Origin of the sequence: Paenibacillus hexagrammi (genome assembly GCF_021513275.1) — a bacterium.
Classification (GTDB): domain Bacteria; phylum Bacillota; class Bacilli; order Paenibacillales; family NBRC-103111; genus Paenibacillus_E; species Paenibacillus_E hexagrammi.
The window spans coordinates 1,308,286-1,324,846 of record NZ_CP090978.1 but is presented as its reverse complement, the minus strand read 5'-3'; the positions used below and the strand labels follow the sequence as shown (position 1 = coordinate 1,324,846).

Sequence of the window (16,561 nt, the reverse complement as noted above, 5' to 3'; positions counted from 1 at the left end):
CGTTTGGCTCCACAACGACTGGGCATACTCGCCGTTTATTTAAGCAAGGCTCGGCTGGAGGAGCTGTCTTTTTTCCGAAAGCTAAGTCATGAAGGAAAGAAGTTGGGACTTCAAGTCGAGGTTTTTACTCCTGATGATGTTGATAGCAGCAATCAAGTGCGAACTCTGGTTTATGATGCCGAGCAAAAGAAATGGATTCGCAGAAAAGCATCCTTCCCGCCTATCATCTATGACCGTGCTCGCTACCAAGGCTCAGGCAAGTATCAGATTTTGAAAGCCTTTCGAAAAAAGCATTCCGATCTCATCTATTTAAGCAGACCGCTTGCGAACAAATGGTTCATGCACCAAACCCTCTCCGAAGACGAAGAAATTCGTAAGTACATTCCTGCTACCGTTCGTTTCAGCACAACTCTTGAGCTGATGAAGTTTTTAAAGAAGCATAAACTGATCTATGTGAAGCCAAAGAACGGTACAGGAGGAAGAGGCATCCTGCGAATTGAGCAGATCGGCCACGACTTGTACCTGCTCCAGGGCCGCAGCCAACAGCGCACCATTTTGACTCCCTACCGTTCCAATGAAAAACAGCTGATGATCAAGCTAAATACGATGAAGCTCACCCCGGATTATGTCGTCCAGCAAGGTATTCCTCTTACGCTGAAGGACGGGCGTGTACACGACTATCGCCTTCTGATTCAGAAGAACGGCAGTGGAGAGTGGGAGGTTACCGGCTGCGCAGGCCGGATTGGTCCTCACCGCAGTATCACCTCCAATCTTCACGGCGGTGGGAGCGCTGTAGCACTCAACAAACTGCTTACCAAGCGTTTTTCCTCAGCTGAGAAAATTGAAAAAATCAAAGAAGATTTGGATAGCTTTGCCCATAAGCTGGCCAAATTCCTGGAAGGCAAATTCGGCAAGCTGTGCGAGCTTGGACTGGATATTGCCATTGACCCGAAGGGAGAAATTTGGCTGCTTGAGGTGAATCCTAAGCCATCCCGTGAAATCTTTCGGCGTACAGGGCAAACCTTAGCGTATCAGAAGGCGATTATACGTCCCCTGGAATATGCGTTATGGGTGCTCAAACAGAAAGAGAATCAGTCCAAACAACCCAATAAAGTGGAGCCTTAGCTTCGAAGCTGATTCAGTACTTTGCGGAGAGCCCCGAAATAATAAATTCTAACATCACAAAAAAAACGGAACGAAGGCTGAATCAGCCCCCATCCGTTCCGTCTACATATGCTGCAAGTGCTGCAGCGTCTGCAAGAAAATTTGTTCAATATGACTATCATCCAGCGAATAATAAACTGTTTTCCCTTCCTTTCGCCTCTTGACGATCTGTAAGTTGCGCAAATATCTCAATTGATGGGATACCGCCGATTGCCCCATTCCCAGAACAACGGATAGATCATGTACGCACAGCTCACGGTTGAGTAGTGCATATATCATTTTGATTCTCGTAGCATCTCCTAATGCCTTAAATAGTTCAGCCATTCCGGCAGCCTGGGCCTCGTCAATTTGCTTGCGACCCGATAACTGCTCTGCAGCCCCGGTCCCCGAACACGATGCATCGCAAAGCTCCTGAATCAGATGTTCCATGAATGAAGCGCCCCCCTACACTTTCAATTCCGCATGTCTTGTTTGAGATGATTCAATCTGTATGGTGGCATGCTGGATGTGGAATCGCTCCTCCAGCACATGTATGGCTTTCTGCAGGACAACCTGGCTGTCCGCCGTATCCTCAATAAGAAGATGGCAGCTTAACGAATCAAGACCGGAGGTTATCGTCCAAATATGAAGGTCATGTACATTAATGACATGATCAATGCCCTGAAGCGATTGTTCAACATGCCTTGCATCGATGGATAGCGGAGCACCTTCAAGTAAAATGTGCGTCGAATGCTTGAGAACCGACCATGCTCCCTTAAGGATCAGCAGCGCAACTAGCACGCTGATGATCGGATCAGCTGCATACCAACCAAACAGCAGCATCAGCGCTCCAGCAGCTATAGCACCTACGGAACCCAATGCATCGCCTAGAATATGCAGATAGGCGCTTCGAAGATTCATATTGCCATGAACGTCTCCTTTGCGCATTAATGACCATGCGCTAAGCAAATTGGCCAGCAAGCCGACTGCGGCAATGATCATCATCGAGCCGCTCGCTACCTTGGGCGGATCCATGAACCGTCCTATCGCTTCCCAAATGACAATTCCGGCAATAATAAATAAGGTTGCCCCATTGAACAAAGCTGTGAGAATTTCCACACGGTGAAATCCATAGGTCTTCCTGCTTGAAGGAGGCTTCATAGCGAACCAAACTGCAACCAAGCTGAGAACGAGTGAAGCCGTATCGCTAAGCATATGCCCGGAATCGGAGAGCAGCGCAAGACTGTTCGTCGCCAGACCGCCGAAAAATTCAAGCAGCATGATACCGGCTGTAATGCAAAGCGCTATGAGCAGACCTTGCTTGTTCCCGGCATGGGAATGACCATGCCCATGGTGATGGTGGTGGTGACCCAGGCCATGATGATGGTGATGACCGGGACCATGGTGTTGATGACCGTGATCATCGGTATGATTGTGAGTGTGATCATGGTTGCTGTCACATCCGTGGTTATGAAGTGGGACATGAATGTTCTTGTCATGGTGGTCATGACTTTGACCTTGATTGTGCTGACACTTGCTATGGTCATGCTGATGATCGCTCATTTACGTATCCTCCCACCAATTGCAAATTCAACTTATATTGTGCAAACATATGAGCACATATTCATATGTTTATGATAAATAAAGGCAGCCCCCACTGTCAATGGATAGCTGCACAGAATATCCTGTCGCAACAAGCCGTTCCTCTTTCTGTATACTATGTCCCTGTAGCCACTTTGTCCGCCCCTGCATCAATTCCGTCGGGATCAAATGTCACGGTCGCGCTAAATACCGAATTGGACAATGTAAAATTTCCTGTAATGCCCCCGCCCGCTCCCGAGTAGGTTTTGCTTGCGCTCGTCGGAGCGACAACCGCCGTATCTCCGTTGATTAGGTTCCCTTCGACACTATTAATATTGAAAACTCCAACAAAAGAAGGCATCCTTATCAGCACCCTTATTATGAATTGTGCTATAGTGTATGCTCTGCGCCTAGATCCTGCGACAACTATTTTGTGAAAGCTCTCTATTCAAGATGATCCAGCAGTTCGGAAAAACGGCTTACTCTGATGTGTGCCCCGTCCAATTCTCCCGGTTCGCGAAAGCCTGCGTAATCGCAAGCGGCAACAACCAATCCGTTCTTAAGTCCAGCCTCCACATCGGAGGAACGATCTCCTACCATCCAAGCATGCTCGATGCCATATCTATGCAGCAATTGCTTCACCAGATCCACTTTGGATCTCGTTTGATACTGACCCGCACTATAAAGGTCTTCAAACAGCTCTCCTATGCCCATTGCCTGTACGACGCCTCTCACATAGCCCTCTAAGCCATTGCTCGCCACAAACAATCGAATTCCTCGTTCGTGCAGACTGGTAAGCGTATCTGCAACTTCCTCGTATAAGAGACCTTGTCCCTGCTCCAAGCCTTCCGTCTGATAGTGCAGAAGCAAACGATCTGCTTCAAGCCTTGCTTCGGCGGAAGCTTCCGGCATAACTCGCTGCCAGATATGCTCGAGCAGCATCCCCAAGGAGCTTAGTATCCGTTCTTCCGGAGGTGTTTCTCCTGAATAAAGGCCAAGTCTTCTTAATTCATCAAAAGTAGCATGGTATGCGGGCAATAGCAGCGTTTCCGTTTGAAACAGCGTCCCATCCAAATCGAATAGCATGGCCTCAGGCTGCTTTCTTTGATTCATCGTACGTAACTCCTCTCCAAGCCTAATTATAGTAAGTATGTATGTATGGTCTCAGTTAAGAATGTCAAACTTATCCATACAAGTCAATGAGCATAATTGGAAAAATGACTGTTGCCGATTGTTTTCATTTCAGTTATGATTGAATTAGATATAAAACAATCAATAAAATGATCTTTTTGATCAATTTTAAATAAATTTTCGAGTATTCACGTTAGGAAAGTGAGGAATTGATGCAATGAACCTTCATATTTTTCAAAACCAACAAGAATTGAATGAGGCGGGGGCGGGAATCATTACAAGTCTTGTCCAAATGCAGCCCCGCGCCGTACTTGGTCTGGCCACAGGTGGTACGCCGGTCGGCATCTACAAGGAAATCGTCAAAGCCTATCAAAAAGGACATATTAGCTTCAAAGGTATCACCACCTTTAACCTGGATGAATACGTAGGTCTCCCTGAGAATCATCCGGAAAGCTACCGCACTTACATGAAAAACCATCTATTCGACCACATTGATCTCCCCCTGAGCAAGCTCATATTCCTAACGGTAATGCGGCTGACCCGGAAGCGGAATGTATCCGATACAATGAAGAGCTTGAGAAAGCCAAGCTGATCGATCTTCAGATTCTTGGACTTGGCCACAACGGACATATCGGCTTCAATGAACCCGATCATTCTTTAATTAGCGGAACGCATCTCGTTGAATTGAAGCAGGAGACGAGAGCCGCCAACGCCCGCTTCTTCGCCTCCATTGATGACGTGCCGAGAGAAGCTTTAACCATGGGGGTTGGCACGATATTAAAGGCCAAGACCATTCTGCTCGTCGTGCGAGGCGCTGATAAGGCTGAAATCGTTCATCAAGCCTTGACGGGGCCAATTACTACCGAGCTGCCGGCCAGTCTGCTTCAGACCCATCCTCATCTAGTTGTGTTGATGGACGCAGAGGCGGGGAGGTTTTTTTCAATGAACAGCCTCGTCATTCAGAACGCTCAAGTAGTAACGGAACAGAGGACCCTTCATCGAGGTACCGTATACGTGCAAAACGGGCTGATTCAATCGATTTCATCAGATCGCGTGGCTAAATCGGATTTCGCCGAAGCCGTTGTCATTGATGCCGACGGAAGCTGGCTGCTCCCCGGCTTCATTGATGTTCACGTGCACGGCGGCTACGGCGCGGATTTCATGGATGCGAGCTCTGATTCGCTCGACACCATTACCCGCTTCCATGCGGCCAGCGGCACTACATCGATGCTCGCAACGACGATGACTGCGCCTCATGGAGACATTGAGCGCGTGCTCCAGACCGTGCAGCGCTACATGAGCGGTCCCATGCCGTATGCACAGCTTCTGGGCGTGCATCTCGAAGGGCCGTTCATCTCGCCCCGCTGGCCGGGCGCGCAGAACGTGAACCATATCACGCTGCCCCAGCGTGCATGGCTCGAAGACTGGCACGAGCGCTATCCGCAGCTCGTGCGGCAATTGACCCTAGCCCCCGAACGCGAGGGGGCCCTGGAGCTGATCGCGTGGCTGCGCGATCACGGCATCGTTGCCGCATGCGGCCATACGGACGCGAACTACGCCGACATCCAGTCGGCGGTTCGCGAGGGGCTCTCGCATGCGGTGCACACCTTCAACGCGATGAAGGGGCTCCATCATCGCGAACCGGGCACTGTCGGCGCCGTGCTCGCCGACTCGCGCATCAGCGGCGAGGTGATCGCCGATGGGCAGCATGTCCACCCGGCAGCAATCCGCCTGCTGGAGATGGCGAAGCAGCCGCACGGCCTGCTGCTGATCACGGACGCGATGTCCGCCGCCGGGCTCGGCGACGGCGCGTACGAGCTCGGCGGGCAAGCCGTCACCGTGCAGGCCGGCGTCGCCCGGCTCACGGAGGGCGGCGCCCTCGCGGGCAGCACGCTGACGATGATCGGCGCGCTCCGGTACATGGTGCGCGAGGTGGGCGTCAGCGTAGAGGACGCGAGCCGCTATGCGAGCGGCAATCCGGCTCGGCTGCTCAGACTGGACGAGCGGCTGGGCTCCATCGCGCCCGGCAAACAGGCCGACCTGCTGCTCGTCAGCCCGGAGCTGGAGCTCCAGCAGGTCTGGGTGCAGGGCAAAGCGATGCAGATGCAGCTTTGACCTACTGCTCTAGCTCTAGCTATCCTTGCAGGGCAAAGCGATGCAGATGCAGCTTTGACCTACAGCTCTAGCTCCAGCTATCCTTGCAGGGCAAAGCAATGCAGATGCAGCTTTGACCTACAGTTCTAGCTCTAGCTATCCTTGCAGAGCAAAGCGATGCAGATGCAGCTCTAGTTTCGCAAGGCTACGCCCCAGCTATCCTTACGAAACTGGAGCTGCTGTGAGCTGGATTCATACACATAAGCTTCAATAAGCCAGCTTATGATATGCCCCTTCATTTGATCCATTCACATTGCATATTGCAAATACAATTACACCCATTAAGACGCTTCCAACCACGCTTAATCGTGATGTTGGAAGCGTCTTTGCATAAGAGTAGCTCTTCCCTCACTTTGCATAGTCCATTAGTCGCAGCAGGAGGACAATGCCAGCATTTGGCGAACTTAAGTGAAGATGCGCGAAACTGAAGCGTTCAAATTACCAGGATTCGCATCTTCCACTGCATCTTACGCAGTCATCGTCGTACACGCTCATTCTTCTTCAGCTCAACAGAAAGGAACCACACAACCATGATTTATGTCATTAAAATCGTATATACCCTGCTGTTTCCGCCAGGTGTCTTTGTCCTGCTTCTGGTCATCCTCGCCGCTTGGCTGCTGCAGAAGAAGGAGTTCTTCAGCTCTTTCATCGTGATCCTCACCGCTCTACTGCTGTATGTCTCCTCAGCTCCTTACATGGGTTACACACTGCTGCACAGCCTGGAAGCCAGATATTCGCCTCCTGCGGATGTCAAGGGCGATGTGCTGGTCATGCTCACCGGAGGCGCCGTATTGGGCACACCCGATCCTTTGACGCAAGGTGAAGGACACCTGAGTCCTAACACGGCTGCCCGCGTGCTGACGATAGCAGAGCTCTACCGCCGTACCCAGCTGCCGATTGTATTGTCGGGCGGACAAGTGTTTGCCGACACAGGCAATGAATCGCAAATCGCCAAACGGCATCTGCTCGCTTTGGGAGTGCCAGAATCCAGCATCACGATGGACGATTCAAGCCGTAATACAAAAGAAAACGCAGCGAATACCAAAGCGATTCTGGAGCAGCACCAGTGGAAGCACCCGGTTCTGGTTACCTCCGCTTTCCATATGCCGCGTTCGGTTAAGCTATTTCGTGCCAATCACGTGGAAGTGCAGCCGTATCCCACAGACTATCAAGTCAGCAGCCGTCTGCAGACTTACACCTTCACCTTCATTCCTTCCTACTCAGGGCTTATGGCAACAGCTATGGCACTGAAAGAATACGTGGGGATGTTAGCCGGTTAGGAGCCCTGCCACTTCTCTTGCATTCGAGTCTAAACTCGCTCCACAAAGTGGAGCTTTGACTTCCAGACTGACGTCAGGTGCTTTTGCGAGGAACACCGAATTTATATAAAGCAAGGATAACCGAGTTCGTCGTACTTCAAGGACGAGCGTGTTTGTCAAGGTTGATGCGAAGAAAAGGATACAACTTAAAATTTCTCTAGTAAAACAAGCCAACCGGCATATGACTCCGGTTGGCTTTCGTTTAAAATACTTTCTTCGTCTGCCGATCGTCCTTCAAAATTTCCACAGCTTCCCGGAAGCGCATAGAGTGAACGATTTCTCTCTCCCTCAGGAATTTCAAGCCGTCCTGCAGATCCACGTCATCTGTCATATCAATCAGCCACTGGTACGTTGCTCTAGCCTTCTCTTCCGCTGCAATATCCTCATAGAGATCCGCAATAGGGTCACCCTTTGCTTGTATGTAGGCGGCCGTCCACGGCACACCTGCTGCATTCTGGTAAAACAAGGCGCTGTCATGACTTACATAATGATCGCTCAGACCTGCCGCCCTCAGTTGATCGGGCGTTGCGTCTTTCGTCAATTTGTAAACCATCGTAGCAATCATTTCTAAATGGGCGAATTCTTCCGTGCCAATATCGGTTAGTAATCCAATTACCTTATCCGGAATCGAATACCGCTGATTCAAGTATCGCAGAGCAGCTGCCAGCTCGCCGTCCGCACCTCCGTATTGCTCCAGAAGCAGCTTTGCCATATAAGGATCGCATTTACTAACGCGAACTGGATACTGAAGTTTCTTTTCGTAAATCCACATTCGGGTTTAGGCCTCCTCTCACACTTGCCATGGCCATGGCCCTTCGGCCCACTGCCACGGGTATTTCGTAAAGCTTTGACCGAAATGCTTTAACGGACCGAACTCCAATTCAAATTGATGGCACAGCTGCATCCTTTTTTTGAGCGAATTGATTATACTGCTCGATTGCCGCCAGATCGTCCGGGTGGGTGTCCAGATAGAGGGTGAGCTCAACAAGAACAAAATCCACAGCCTGCAAATCATGGAGCTGCTTGTAATATTCATCGGAACAGATCGTATTCATGAAGATGACCTCCCTCCGAAAGCGGCTTTAGGCTCATAAGGACCAAAGAGAGCAGGCCATAGCGTACCGATCTTCAGAGCCTCGTACGGGCTAAATTGCGGCAATCCCGGTGGCTGAAAGCCCATATACAGCTGGGGCGGCGTGTTATAGTACTTACAACCTATGGGTGGACACGGGTCAAAGGGCCCTGCAAAAATCGGAAATTCCTTGAATTGCGAATGCATAGTGTTCCTCCTTCTCGCAAGCATGCTTATAGCTCTGGCAGTATGTCAGAGGCCTATGTAAAGGTTATATGCCGCATAACTTGGCCAAAATCACACGGTTTCCAATATTTCTGCATTGTCCATCCGTCATCTTCGAAGATACAATGTAGCCAACCATTCCTTATTCTAACTACCATACTTGGGAGGAAATACCGATGATTAAACGCAACTGGTTACTCGCTGCAGCCGCCATGTTACTGACCGTTTCCGCGGGGAGTGTCACATACACCTCACCTGCAGTCGCAGCAACTTCAACGACCGCCGCTTCTCTTGCTATCGGCACTTCCAGCAGTTCCGTCACTCTGCTTCAACAAAATCTGAAGACTCTCGGCTACTTTACATACCCAACGGCTACCGGCTATTTCGGCACGATCACCGAAGCCTCCGTAAAAGCTTACCAGACCGCATACGGACTGCCCATCACCGGCATCGCTGACAGCACAACCCAGACGAGCATTGCCCACGCATTGACCAAGAAGACGATGATGGAAGACGCTATGAATTATTTGCATGTTCCTTATCTGTGGGGCGGGACTACGCCGCAAGGCTTTGACTGCTCCGGGTTCGTCTATTACTTGTTTAAAACAAACGGCGTCTCCACAACCCGGACGACCTCGAGTGCGCTGTACGGGCAGGGAATCTCTATATCCAAAACAAAGCTCATGCCGGGAGATCTTGTCTTCTTTAGCATCGCTCAGACCGGTGTCGTCGATCATGTCGGCTTCTACTTAGGAAATAATCAATTCATTTCCGCGACCCGTTCCGCCGGCATATATCCTCAAAACATGGACAGCTCGTATTGGGGACCTAGATATGTAGGAGCAAAACGAGTCTACTAATCGGCTGCAAGAAAGACCAAAAGACCGCTCCTCCCCAGCTGCAGTTCACATGCAGTTCAGAGAAAAGCGGTCTTTTTTATGATAATAAATCAATAAGTTCATGAAGCTCTTTGATGATAGCCCGTGGCACAGCATTCCGTCCAGGTTCTTTGCCATATTTGTTCAACCAAACCGCCTGCATACCGATCCGAATCGGACCGGCCACATCCGCCGGCCAGGAATCTCCCACAAAGAGGGCATCCTCCGGAGATACGCCAAAATGATCCAAAGCCATTTGGTAAATTCGAGGATCAGGCTTGGCCACACCGACTGCATTCGATATCCATACACGGTCAGCCTGGAAAAATCTCTTCAATCCCAGCTTTTCCAGCTTAGCCTCCTGCATATCATGCGGACCATTCGTAATAATGCCAAGCAAGTAGCTCTCCTCCAGCTTATGCAGCAAGTCTTGCACCTTCTTGTCGGGCTCTAAGCTATCTAGATATTGCCGGACAAATTCGAGATTAAATGCCATGGCTTGGCTCGTGCTCATCTCGCAGCCATAGTCCTTTAGTGTCTCTATCAATCTGCGGCAGCGGTATTCCTCAATGGTACAAATTCTCTGCTCATACAAAGCATACAATTCATCGCTCTTGCGCTGGAATGCCTCGAAGAAGGCTTCCGTTTCGTAAACTCGAGTCACGGTATGCTCAGCGAACATTCGTTTTAATACGATATCCCATGTCCGGCTGAAATCAAACAGTGTGTCGTCCAAATCGAATAATACAAGCTTCATACAGGAAGTCCCTGCTCCTTTATGTTCAATCTAATTTGATATTAAGCTTAAGCAGCCCCGCTTTTCGCATCGCTTGATAGATAATGACTACGAGCGGTCCGAGGAACAATCCCATAAGCCCCATCAGCTCAAACCCCACATACAGGCTGATTAATGCAGCCAGAGCATTGATGCCGACAGCATCGCTCAGTACCTTAGGCTCGACGATACGGCGGAAAATGGTAAGAATAAGGAATAGAACGAGCAAGCTGATTCCCATCGTTGTATGCCCCACGAGAAGCTGATACGAAAACCAAGGAATAAAGACGAGCCCTGTTCCGACAACAGGTACAAATTCCATCACCATAACCAGAATCGATATGGCTAGCGGATACTCCGTACGCAGAATCAATAGACCGACGAAGGTAACCAGATACGTGAACAGCGCCATGATTAGCTGAGCTCGGATAAAACCGAAGACCGCGAGCCGCAGGTTGAGCAGTACATGGTTCATTTTCCCTTTGGAACGCTCTTCGAACATAGATAGGAACGCTGCTTTAAGTGCGGGTAAGCTAAACGTAAACAGATAAAGAGCAATCAGATAGACAACCAGCCACATCAAGACGTTCGGGATTTTCCCCGCCACATTGATAAAATAACCTGATATGCCTGTAAGCACTTTCGTTAACGTTTCAGTCAGAGACGCCGTGCTGCTTTCCAGCCACGACTGCAGCTGATCGGCCATATCCGGCGATAACGACTCATAAAAAATCTGCGTCTGCTTGACGGCCTGGTCCGCATACCGATTCACTTCGTCCATATAATTCGGTGCCTTGCGTCCAAGCTCGATCAGCTCCGTTACTACATTCAGACCGATGAAATAAATCAGGGTCAGCGCCAGCAGCGTAAAAAGTGTGCTTACGATTGTAGCCGAAGCAACCCGATTCATTCTGGAAGTGCGCATAACAAGACGCGTAATCGGATCTAAAAAAATCGCAGTAACAAGCGCAGTGAGAAAAGGCAGTCCGATCGTAAACAATCCATACAAGAGCAGCAGTCCAAGAACCATAATAACCACGGTTTTCAAAGACATAGGAGTCCTCAACCTCTTTCGTTTCCTTTACTGAGCTGACTTGCTAATATGAACCCTTACAATTCGCAGTCGATCGACTTCGGAAACTTCGAAGATATGCTCTCCGAACTCGACTTTCTTTCCTTTGACCGGTGCGCCTTCAAGCTTCTTGAACAGCCACCCGCCAATCGAATCAACCTCATCGTCCTCAATTTCCAGTCCCAGCGTATCATTAACATCCTCGATCAGCATTCGACCATCTACCGAAGTGTACGTGTCCTTTACCTCTATGCCAGGTCGCTCATCAATATCAAATTCATCGTGCAGCTCGCCGACAATCTCTTCCAAAATGTCTTCCAGTGTTAACAGACCTGCAGTACCGCCATACTCGTCGATGACAACAGCCAGCTGCGAATGCTTCTTCTGCATCAGCTTAAGCACCCGGCTAACCTCCATGGATTCCGGCACGTTTAGAATCGGTCGAATGAATGTCTGCAAATCCTGCTCCTCATCGGGGTCAGCCGTCAGTAAATCGGCAATATGAACAAAGCCGACAATCTGGTCCTTATCCTCGACTCCGACCGGGTACCGAGTATGCTTGGTCTCATGCACCATTTGCAAATTTTCCAAAAACGATAAATCCAGGAATAAGCAGTCCATATCGGTCCGCGGCAGCATAACCTCTCTAGCAATGCGTTCGGAGAACTCAAATATGTTGTCGAACAGCACCATCTCATCTTGATCGATATGACCGCTCTTAACGCTTTCATCCATCAAGATGCGGATCTCTTCCTCTGTGTGCGCCGCTTCGTGCTCACTTGCAGGCTCTACACCGATCCATCTTAGAAATGCGTTGGCTGCTACGTTTAACATCCAAATTATCGGTCTAAAGATTTTATAGAAAAAAAGCAGCGGCGCAGACAGCCATAAGGAGGTGGTTTCCGCCTTTTGAATGGCAAACGATTTTGGCGCCAGTTCGCCAAGGACAATGTGCATAAACGTAATAAAGGCAAACGATACGACAAACGAAAGCGTATTGGTATACACGGAGGGTTCAATATGCAGGGTATGCAGCAGCGGCTCCATAATCAGCTCGGAGACGGCCGGCTCCCCGACCCAGCCAAGTCCAAGCGAAGCGAGCGTAATACCAAGCTGCGTCGCGGATAGGTAGGTATCCAGCTGCGAGGTTACCGTCATGGCATATTGAGCTTTTCCGCTGCCTTCATTGACCAGCTGCTGAAGCCGGGACTGGCGCACCTTCACCAGAGCAAACTCCGCAGCAACAAAGAAGCCGTTTAGCAGCACCAAAAAAATCACTAAGGCCATATTAAGAAATATTAGGTCGAATTCAAACGATGTATGTTCCAACGAAAAGGATCTCCTTCAGAAAAAGATTAGATGATTGCTTTTCGACTTTTGAAATCCACATTTCGATAGTAGGAATCCGCCACCAGCAGATTAGGACCGCAGCACGAGGCTGCACTGCAATAACAATTCACACGCTGATTCAACGGATTGCTGTCCCATCTGGCAAAAATCGTATCCAGGTCATCCTGAAGCACATTGCCCAGTGGAGGTTCATTGGCAAAATCGGTTACATACACTTCCCCGGTAAACAAGTTCAGATTCAACCGATTTCGTCCGTCCGGATCATTCCTCGTTGTCACATTGCGTTCATCCCGCATTCTTTTTACAAGCTCACGGTCCTTGATGTTGTCATTGCATGCAAAGAACGGGAGTGTACCGAACAGCATCCAGATGTCTTGATTTCGGTCATCAAGCAGACGATGTATAGCCGCACGCAGCTCATCCAGAGAGAGCATAGGCAGATGAGCGGCAAACGAGCTCGGGTACATCGGATGAACTTCATGGCGCAAACAGCCCATCTCTACTATTAGCTTATGTATATCGACAAGCTTCTCATGCGTGCGAGTATTAATCATGGACTCTGCGGATACGAATAGACCGCCCTTACTGAGCGCAATCGTATTTTCAACCATCTTCTCGTACATTCGCGATGCCGTCTCCAGTCCGACGGGATGTCCGCTGTTCACGAAACCGACCCGGTGAAAATCCTCTGCATTCAAATAATTAAACGAGATGTGCATCACATCTAAATACGGTGCGATTATTTCATATCGGTTTAAGCCTAACGTCAAATTGGAATTGATTTGAGAGCGAATACCGCGTTCCCGCGCATATCGGAGAACAGGCAGAATGTACTCTTTAACGGTTTTCTCCTGATAAGACGGCTCTCCGCCTGTAATGCTGATCGTCTCCAGATGCTCCACTTGATCAAGCCTCCGAAGCAGCTCGGTCACGGGAATCCGCGGCCCTTCGGACATCGTTAATGAATCTCCGACAGCACAATGCTCACAACGCATATTGCACAGATTCGTGATTGTTAATTCCACACTGGTTAGCACGTGCTTCCCATACTTTTGATACGACCGCAAGGGATCCCACGGATCGAATGCCGGTGACAATTCCGGCAGCGGCAAGCTGGCCGCTTTGGCATTTATGTTCATGCTGTTTACACCTGACCTAACATTTCCTGATTTAGCCGGCTACTTATTGTGCCTCATTCTATGTCCTTTATTGTAACTTATGCTTATAAAAAAGTGAAACCTGCTATCCTGCAGCCGGCGGCATCTCCGAAAGTCACGTGTCCCTCCATGACCCCAAGAGTTTTCTACACGTGCTGTTTGCTGATGCCCGCTACTCTGATTTGCCATTGCTTACTGCTGCTTGCTGCTCTGATTACCACTGCTTACTGCTGCTTGCTGTTCTGATTGTCTCTGCTTACTGCTGCTTGCTGTTCTGATCGTCTCTGCTTACTGCTGCTTGCTGTTCTGATCGTCTCTGCTTACTGCTGCTTGCTGCTCTGATTGCCACTGCTTACTGCTGCTCGCTGCTCTGATTTGCCATTGCTTACTGCTGCTTGCTGCTCTGATTGCCACTGCTTACTGCTGCTCGCTGCAACTGCTACAGCTTGCTGCTGCTTACTCCTACTTGCCGCCGCTGCGCCGAACGTTCCAAGTCAGCCATGCAGGAGCCCACCAGTTGGCTTTGCCAAGAAGCTTCATCAGGGCGGGAACTAACATGACTCGAATCACAGTCGCATCGATCAGTACCGCAAATCCAAGACCGAGGCCCAAAGCTTTCATAATTTCTATATCTGTAAAAATAAAAGATCCCACTACAACAACCAAGATGAATGCCGCACTTGTAATCAAGCTCCCTGTTTTCGTTAATCCACGTGCTGTACTCATCTCGTTATCGCCGCTCACTTCGTACTCCTCCATAATGCGCGATATGAGGAAGACCTCATAGTCCATGGAAATGCCGAATACGACACAGAAAATAATAACGGGCAGCGTTGCGCTCACATATCCGATTGAAGTGATACGAAGCAGATCCGCCATCCAGCCGTATTGGAAAACCAAAACAACGGTGCCCATACTTGCGCCTAGACTCAGCACATTCATCAGAACCGCCTTAAGCGGGAGCAGCACCGAACGGAATGCAATCAGCAGCACGATGTAAGTGACACCCATGACAAACGCAAACACCTCGAAGATTTTGCTTTGAATCCGGTCCATCATATCGAGTCGATAAGCGGGTCCTCCAGTCACAGCTGCAGTCAGCTCTCCTGTATCTACACGCCGAAGTTCCTTCACGAGTGAATCCGTTACCGGGTCATCCGGGTCCTGGGTGGGGGAGACCAGCAGCAATACTGTATTCCCTTTGGCCATACCTTTCAACTGTAGCTGAACGGCCGGGTCAGATAGCCTTGCCGACAGCTCTTCATCGGAAAGCTGACCCATGCTGCTTAGGTAGCTCCGGACCTTCTTCACTCCCGCTAGGCTGGCAATCTTACTTTCATATTCACGAATCTGTCGGATCGACGCTTGGGATCCCATGTCCGATTTGGTTTGAACGACGACTTGGATCGGATTCATTTCTCTGGTGTCATACGCTTGCTTCATGACATCTGAGCCATAACGTGATTCGTATCCCGGCGGGAGCACTTCCGCATTCGGGACGTTTAGCTTTATCTCACCAAACGGGATTAAAAACAGGATTAGCGCAGTCCCTACTAGTACTACTAAGAGAATGGAGCGTTTCATTACCCAATAGGCGATCTTTTCCCAAAATAGAGACTCATGCTGCTCCTGCTTCCGAAAGCGTGCAGGCAGCACCCGAAGCGAATTAATACGATGACCCAACAGGCCCAGCAGGGATAGCAGCATCGTATTCGCTGCAATAACAGAGATCGATACGACGATCGCACCGCCGAGACAAAGTGAACGGAAAAAGGTAAGATCAACGAACAGCATGCCTAATAACCCGATCAATACGGCTATGCCCGAGAACAAAATCGACTTGCCTGCCGTCTGACAGGTCATTGCCACTGCATCTGCTACGGTGGACTGTTTGATTAATTCCTCTCGAAACCGACTGACCAAAAAGAGGGCATAATCCGTGCCGACAGCAAGTCCCAGCATCGTCACCATATTGGGCAGGAAGTTCGATAACGAATGATGCTGGGCAATAAAATAGGTGATCCCTAGTGTTACTGTTACACTGATTAACCCGACAATCAAAGGCAGCATAGCAGCTACCAGGGTTCCGAATACAATCAACAGAACGAGCAGCGCAATCGGAAGTCCGATTGCCTCTGCCTTGGCGATATCCCGTTTGCTCGCTTCCTGCACATCATACAGAATAGCAGGTCCTCCGGTGATATAGACATTCATACCATCAGGAGCTTTGACTTGCTGTTGGATTGCCGAATATCGCTCTAAAGCTGCATCCGTAGGCAAATGCAGCGCAACCGTGACAGCCATTACGTCAGAATGTCCCGCAAGCCGCGGAGCATCGACAGGAGTGATGAAATCAACGTCAGGCAGGCTCTTCACACTTTCAAGAGAATCCATTACCCGCTTCTGATTGCTTGGCTCAGTCAAATCAATATGATTAGCCGTATACACAAGCTGAAGGGTTGATGGAGGATGACCTAACTCATTCTGCAGCTGAATCGAGCCATAATCGGCTTCGCTTCCCTTGGGCGTAAAACCATTATCCTTCAGCAAATCCGGGGCTTGATACGCGAATGGCGCAAAAGCCAGCAGCAGACCTAGCGAAGTCAAGGCCACCAACCATCTGAATCGATACATCCATATCCCCCACCACCAACATGCACCTTGCATCGTCGTCTCCCGCATAAGTCACCCCAACCACCAGAAA

At 49.7% G+C, this 16,561-nt stretch carries 16 protein-coding genes and 2 pseudogenes; 5 read left to right on the top strand and 13 right to left on the bottom strand.

Annotation, left to right across the window (positions count from 1 at the left end; all coding sequences use genetic code 11):
• Positions 1 to 3: 3 nt before the first annotated feature.
• On the top strand, positions 4 to 1,125 hold the full coding sequence (locus tag L0M14_RS05975; protein ID WP_235121288.1) for a YheC/YheD family endospore coat-associated protein: 1,122 nt from the start codon (positions 4 to 6) through the stop codon (positions 1,123 to 1,125).
• Between the two features lie 102 nt (positions 1,126 to 1,227).
• Here the strand turns inward: L0M14_RS05975 and L0M14_RS05970 are convergent, their stop codons facing one another.
• The 4 genes from L0M14_RS05970 to L0M14_RS05955 form a co-directional block, all read right to left on the bottom strand.
• Positions 1,228 to 1,593 carry an ArsR/SmtB family transcription factor gene (locus L0M14_RS05970; protein WP_235121287.1) on the bottom strand — a complete coding sequence of 122 codons (366 nt, stop codon included), beginning with the start codon at positions 1,591 to 1,593 and terminating at the stop codon, positions 1,228 to 1,230.
• A 15-nt stretch (positions 1,594 to 1,608) separates the two neighbouring features.
• Positions 1,609 to 2,706 carry a cation diffusion facilitator family transporter gene (locus tag L0M14_RS05965; RefSeq protein ID WP_235121286.1) on the bottom strand — a complete coding sequence of 366 codons (1,098 nt, stop codon included), beginning with the start codon at positions 2,704 to 2,706 and terminating at the stop codon, positions 1,609 to 1,611.
• A gap of 154 nt (positions 2,707 to 2,860) precedes the next feature.
• Positions 2,861 to 3,085 carry a spore germination protein gene (locus L0M14_RS05960; RefSeq protein ID WP_235121285.1) on the bottom strand — a complete coding sequence of 75 codons (225 nt, stop codon included), beginning with the start codon at positions 3,083 to 3,085 and terminating at the stop codon, positions 2,861 to 2,863.
• 83 nt (positions 3,086 to 3,168) lie between these two features.
• Positions 3,169 to 3,837: an HAD family hydrolase gene (locus L0M14_RS05955; protein WP_235121284.1), complete on the bottom strand. Its 669-nt coding sequence runs from the start codon at positions 3,835 to 3,837 to the stop codon at positions 3,169 to 3,171.
• A 235-nt stretch (positions 3,838 to 4,072) separates the two neighbouring features.
• On the opposite strand from L0M14_RS05955, the pseudogene nagA reads away from it, so the two are divergent.
• Positions 4,073 to 5,970 (top strand): annotated as a pseudogene (nagA, locus tag L0M14_RS05945) (N-acetylglucosamine-6-phosphate deacetylase).
• A 569-nt stretch (positions 5,971 to 6,539) separates the two neighbouring features.
• Positions 6,540 to 7,289 carry a YdcF family protein gene (locus tag L0M14_RS05940; RefSeq protein WP_235121282.1) on the top strand — a complete coding sequence of 250 codons (750 nt, stop codon included), beginning with the start codon at positions 6,540 to 6,542 and terminating at the stop codon, positions 7,287 to 7,289.
• Positions 7,290 to 7,530: 241 nt separating this feature from the next.
• On the opposite strand, the gene L0M14_RS05935 is transcribed toward L0M14_RS05940, so the two are convergent.
• The 3 genes and pseudogenes from L0M14_RS05935 to L0M14_RS05925 form a co-directional block, all read right to left on the bottom strand.
• Complete coding sequence (locus L0M14_RS05935; protein ID WP_235121281.1) at positions 7,531 to 8,100, bottom strand: manganese catalase family protein; 570 nt, start codon at positions 8,098 to 8,100, stop codon at positions 7,531 to 7,533.
• Positions 8,101 to 8,118: 18 nt separating this feature from the next.
• Positions 8,119 to 8,383, bottom strand: a pseudogene (locus L0M14_RS05930) (spore coat protein CotJB).
• Entirely contained in the window at positions 8,380 to 8,607 is a 228-nt protein-coding gene (locus tag L0M14_RS05925) for a spore coat associated protein CotJA (RefSeq protein ID WP_235121280.1), read from the bottom strand. Before L0M14_RS05925 ends, L0M14_RS05930 begins: the two are co-directional and overlap by 4 nt.
• 194 nt (positions 8,608 to 8,801) lie before the next feature.
• On the opposite strand from L0M14_RS05925, the gene L0M14_RS05920 reads away from it, so the two are divergent.
• Complete coding sequence (locus L0M14_RS05920; RefSeq protein WP_235121279.1) at positions 8,802 to 9,485, top strand: C40 family peptidase; 684 nt, start codon at positions 8,802 to 8,804, stop codon at positions 9,483 to 9,485.
• Positions 9,486 to 9,561: 76 nt separating this feature from the next.
• Here L0M14_RS05920 and L0M14_RS05915 read toward each other — a convergent pair whose 3' ends face one another.
• From L0M14_RS05915 to yfkAB, 4 genes are all read right to left on the bottom strand, one after another.
• A complete protein-coding gene (locus L0M14_RS05915; protein WP_235121278.1) occupies positions 9,562 to 10,260 on the bottom strand; it encodes an HAD family hydrolase in 699 nt (232 codons plus the stop codon).
• A gap of 25 nt (positions 10,261 to 10,285) precedes the next feature.
• Positions 10,286 to 11,332 carry a sporulation integral membrane protein YtvI gene (gene ytvI, locus L0M14_RS05910; RefSeq protein ID WP_235121277.1) on the bottom strand — a complete coding sequence of 349 codons (1,047 nt, stop codon included), beginning with the start codon at positions 11,330 to 11,332 and terminating at the stop codon, positions 10,286 to 10,288.
• Between the two features lie 27 nt (positions 11,333 to 11,359).
• A complete protein-coding gene (locus tag L0M14_RS05905) occupies positions 11,360 to 12,637 on the bottom strand; it encodes a hemolysin family protein (protein ID WP_235122827.1) in 1,278 nt (425 codons plus the stop codon).
• Positions 12,638 to 12,705: 68 nt separating this feature from the next.
• Positions 12,706 to 13,839 carry a radical SAM/CxCxxxxC motif protein YfkAB gene (gene yfkAB / locus L0M14_RS05900; RefSeq protein WP_235121276.1) on the bottom strand — a complete coding sequence of 378 codons (1,134 nt, stop codon included), beginning with the start codon at positions 13,837 to 13,839 and terminating at the stop codon, positions 12,706 to 12,708.
• Between the two features lie 170 nt (positions 13,840 to 14,009).
• On the opposite strand from yfkAB, the gene L0M14_RS30905 reads away from it, so the two are divergent.
• Positions 14,010 to 14,135, top strand: a complete 126-nt coding sequence (locus L0M14_RS30905; protein WP_260115442.1) for a hypothetical protein — start codon at positions 14,010 to 14,012, stop codon at positions 14,133 to 14,135.
• A gap of 10 nt (positions 14,136 to 14,145) precedes the next feature.
• Here L0M14_RS30905 and L0M14_RS30900 read toward each other — a convergent pair whose 3' ends face one another.
• On the bottom strand, positions 14,146 to 14,271 hold the full coding sequence (locus L0M14_RS30900; protein ID WP_260115441.1) for a hypothetical protein: 126 nt from the start codon (positions 14,269 to 14,271) through the stop codon (positions 14,146 to 14,148).
• A gap of 48 nt (positions 14,272 to 14,319) precedes the next feature.
• Complete coding sequence (locus tag L0M14_RS05895; RefSeq protein WP_235121275.1) at positions 14,320 to 16,524, bottom strand: MMPL family transporter; 2,205 nt, start codon at positions 16,522 to 16,524, stop codon at positions 14,320 to 14,322.
• Positions 16,525 to 16,561: the final 37 nt, after the last annotated feature.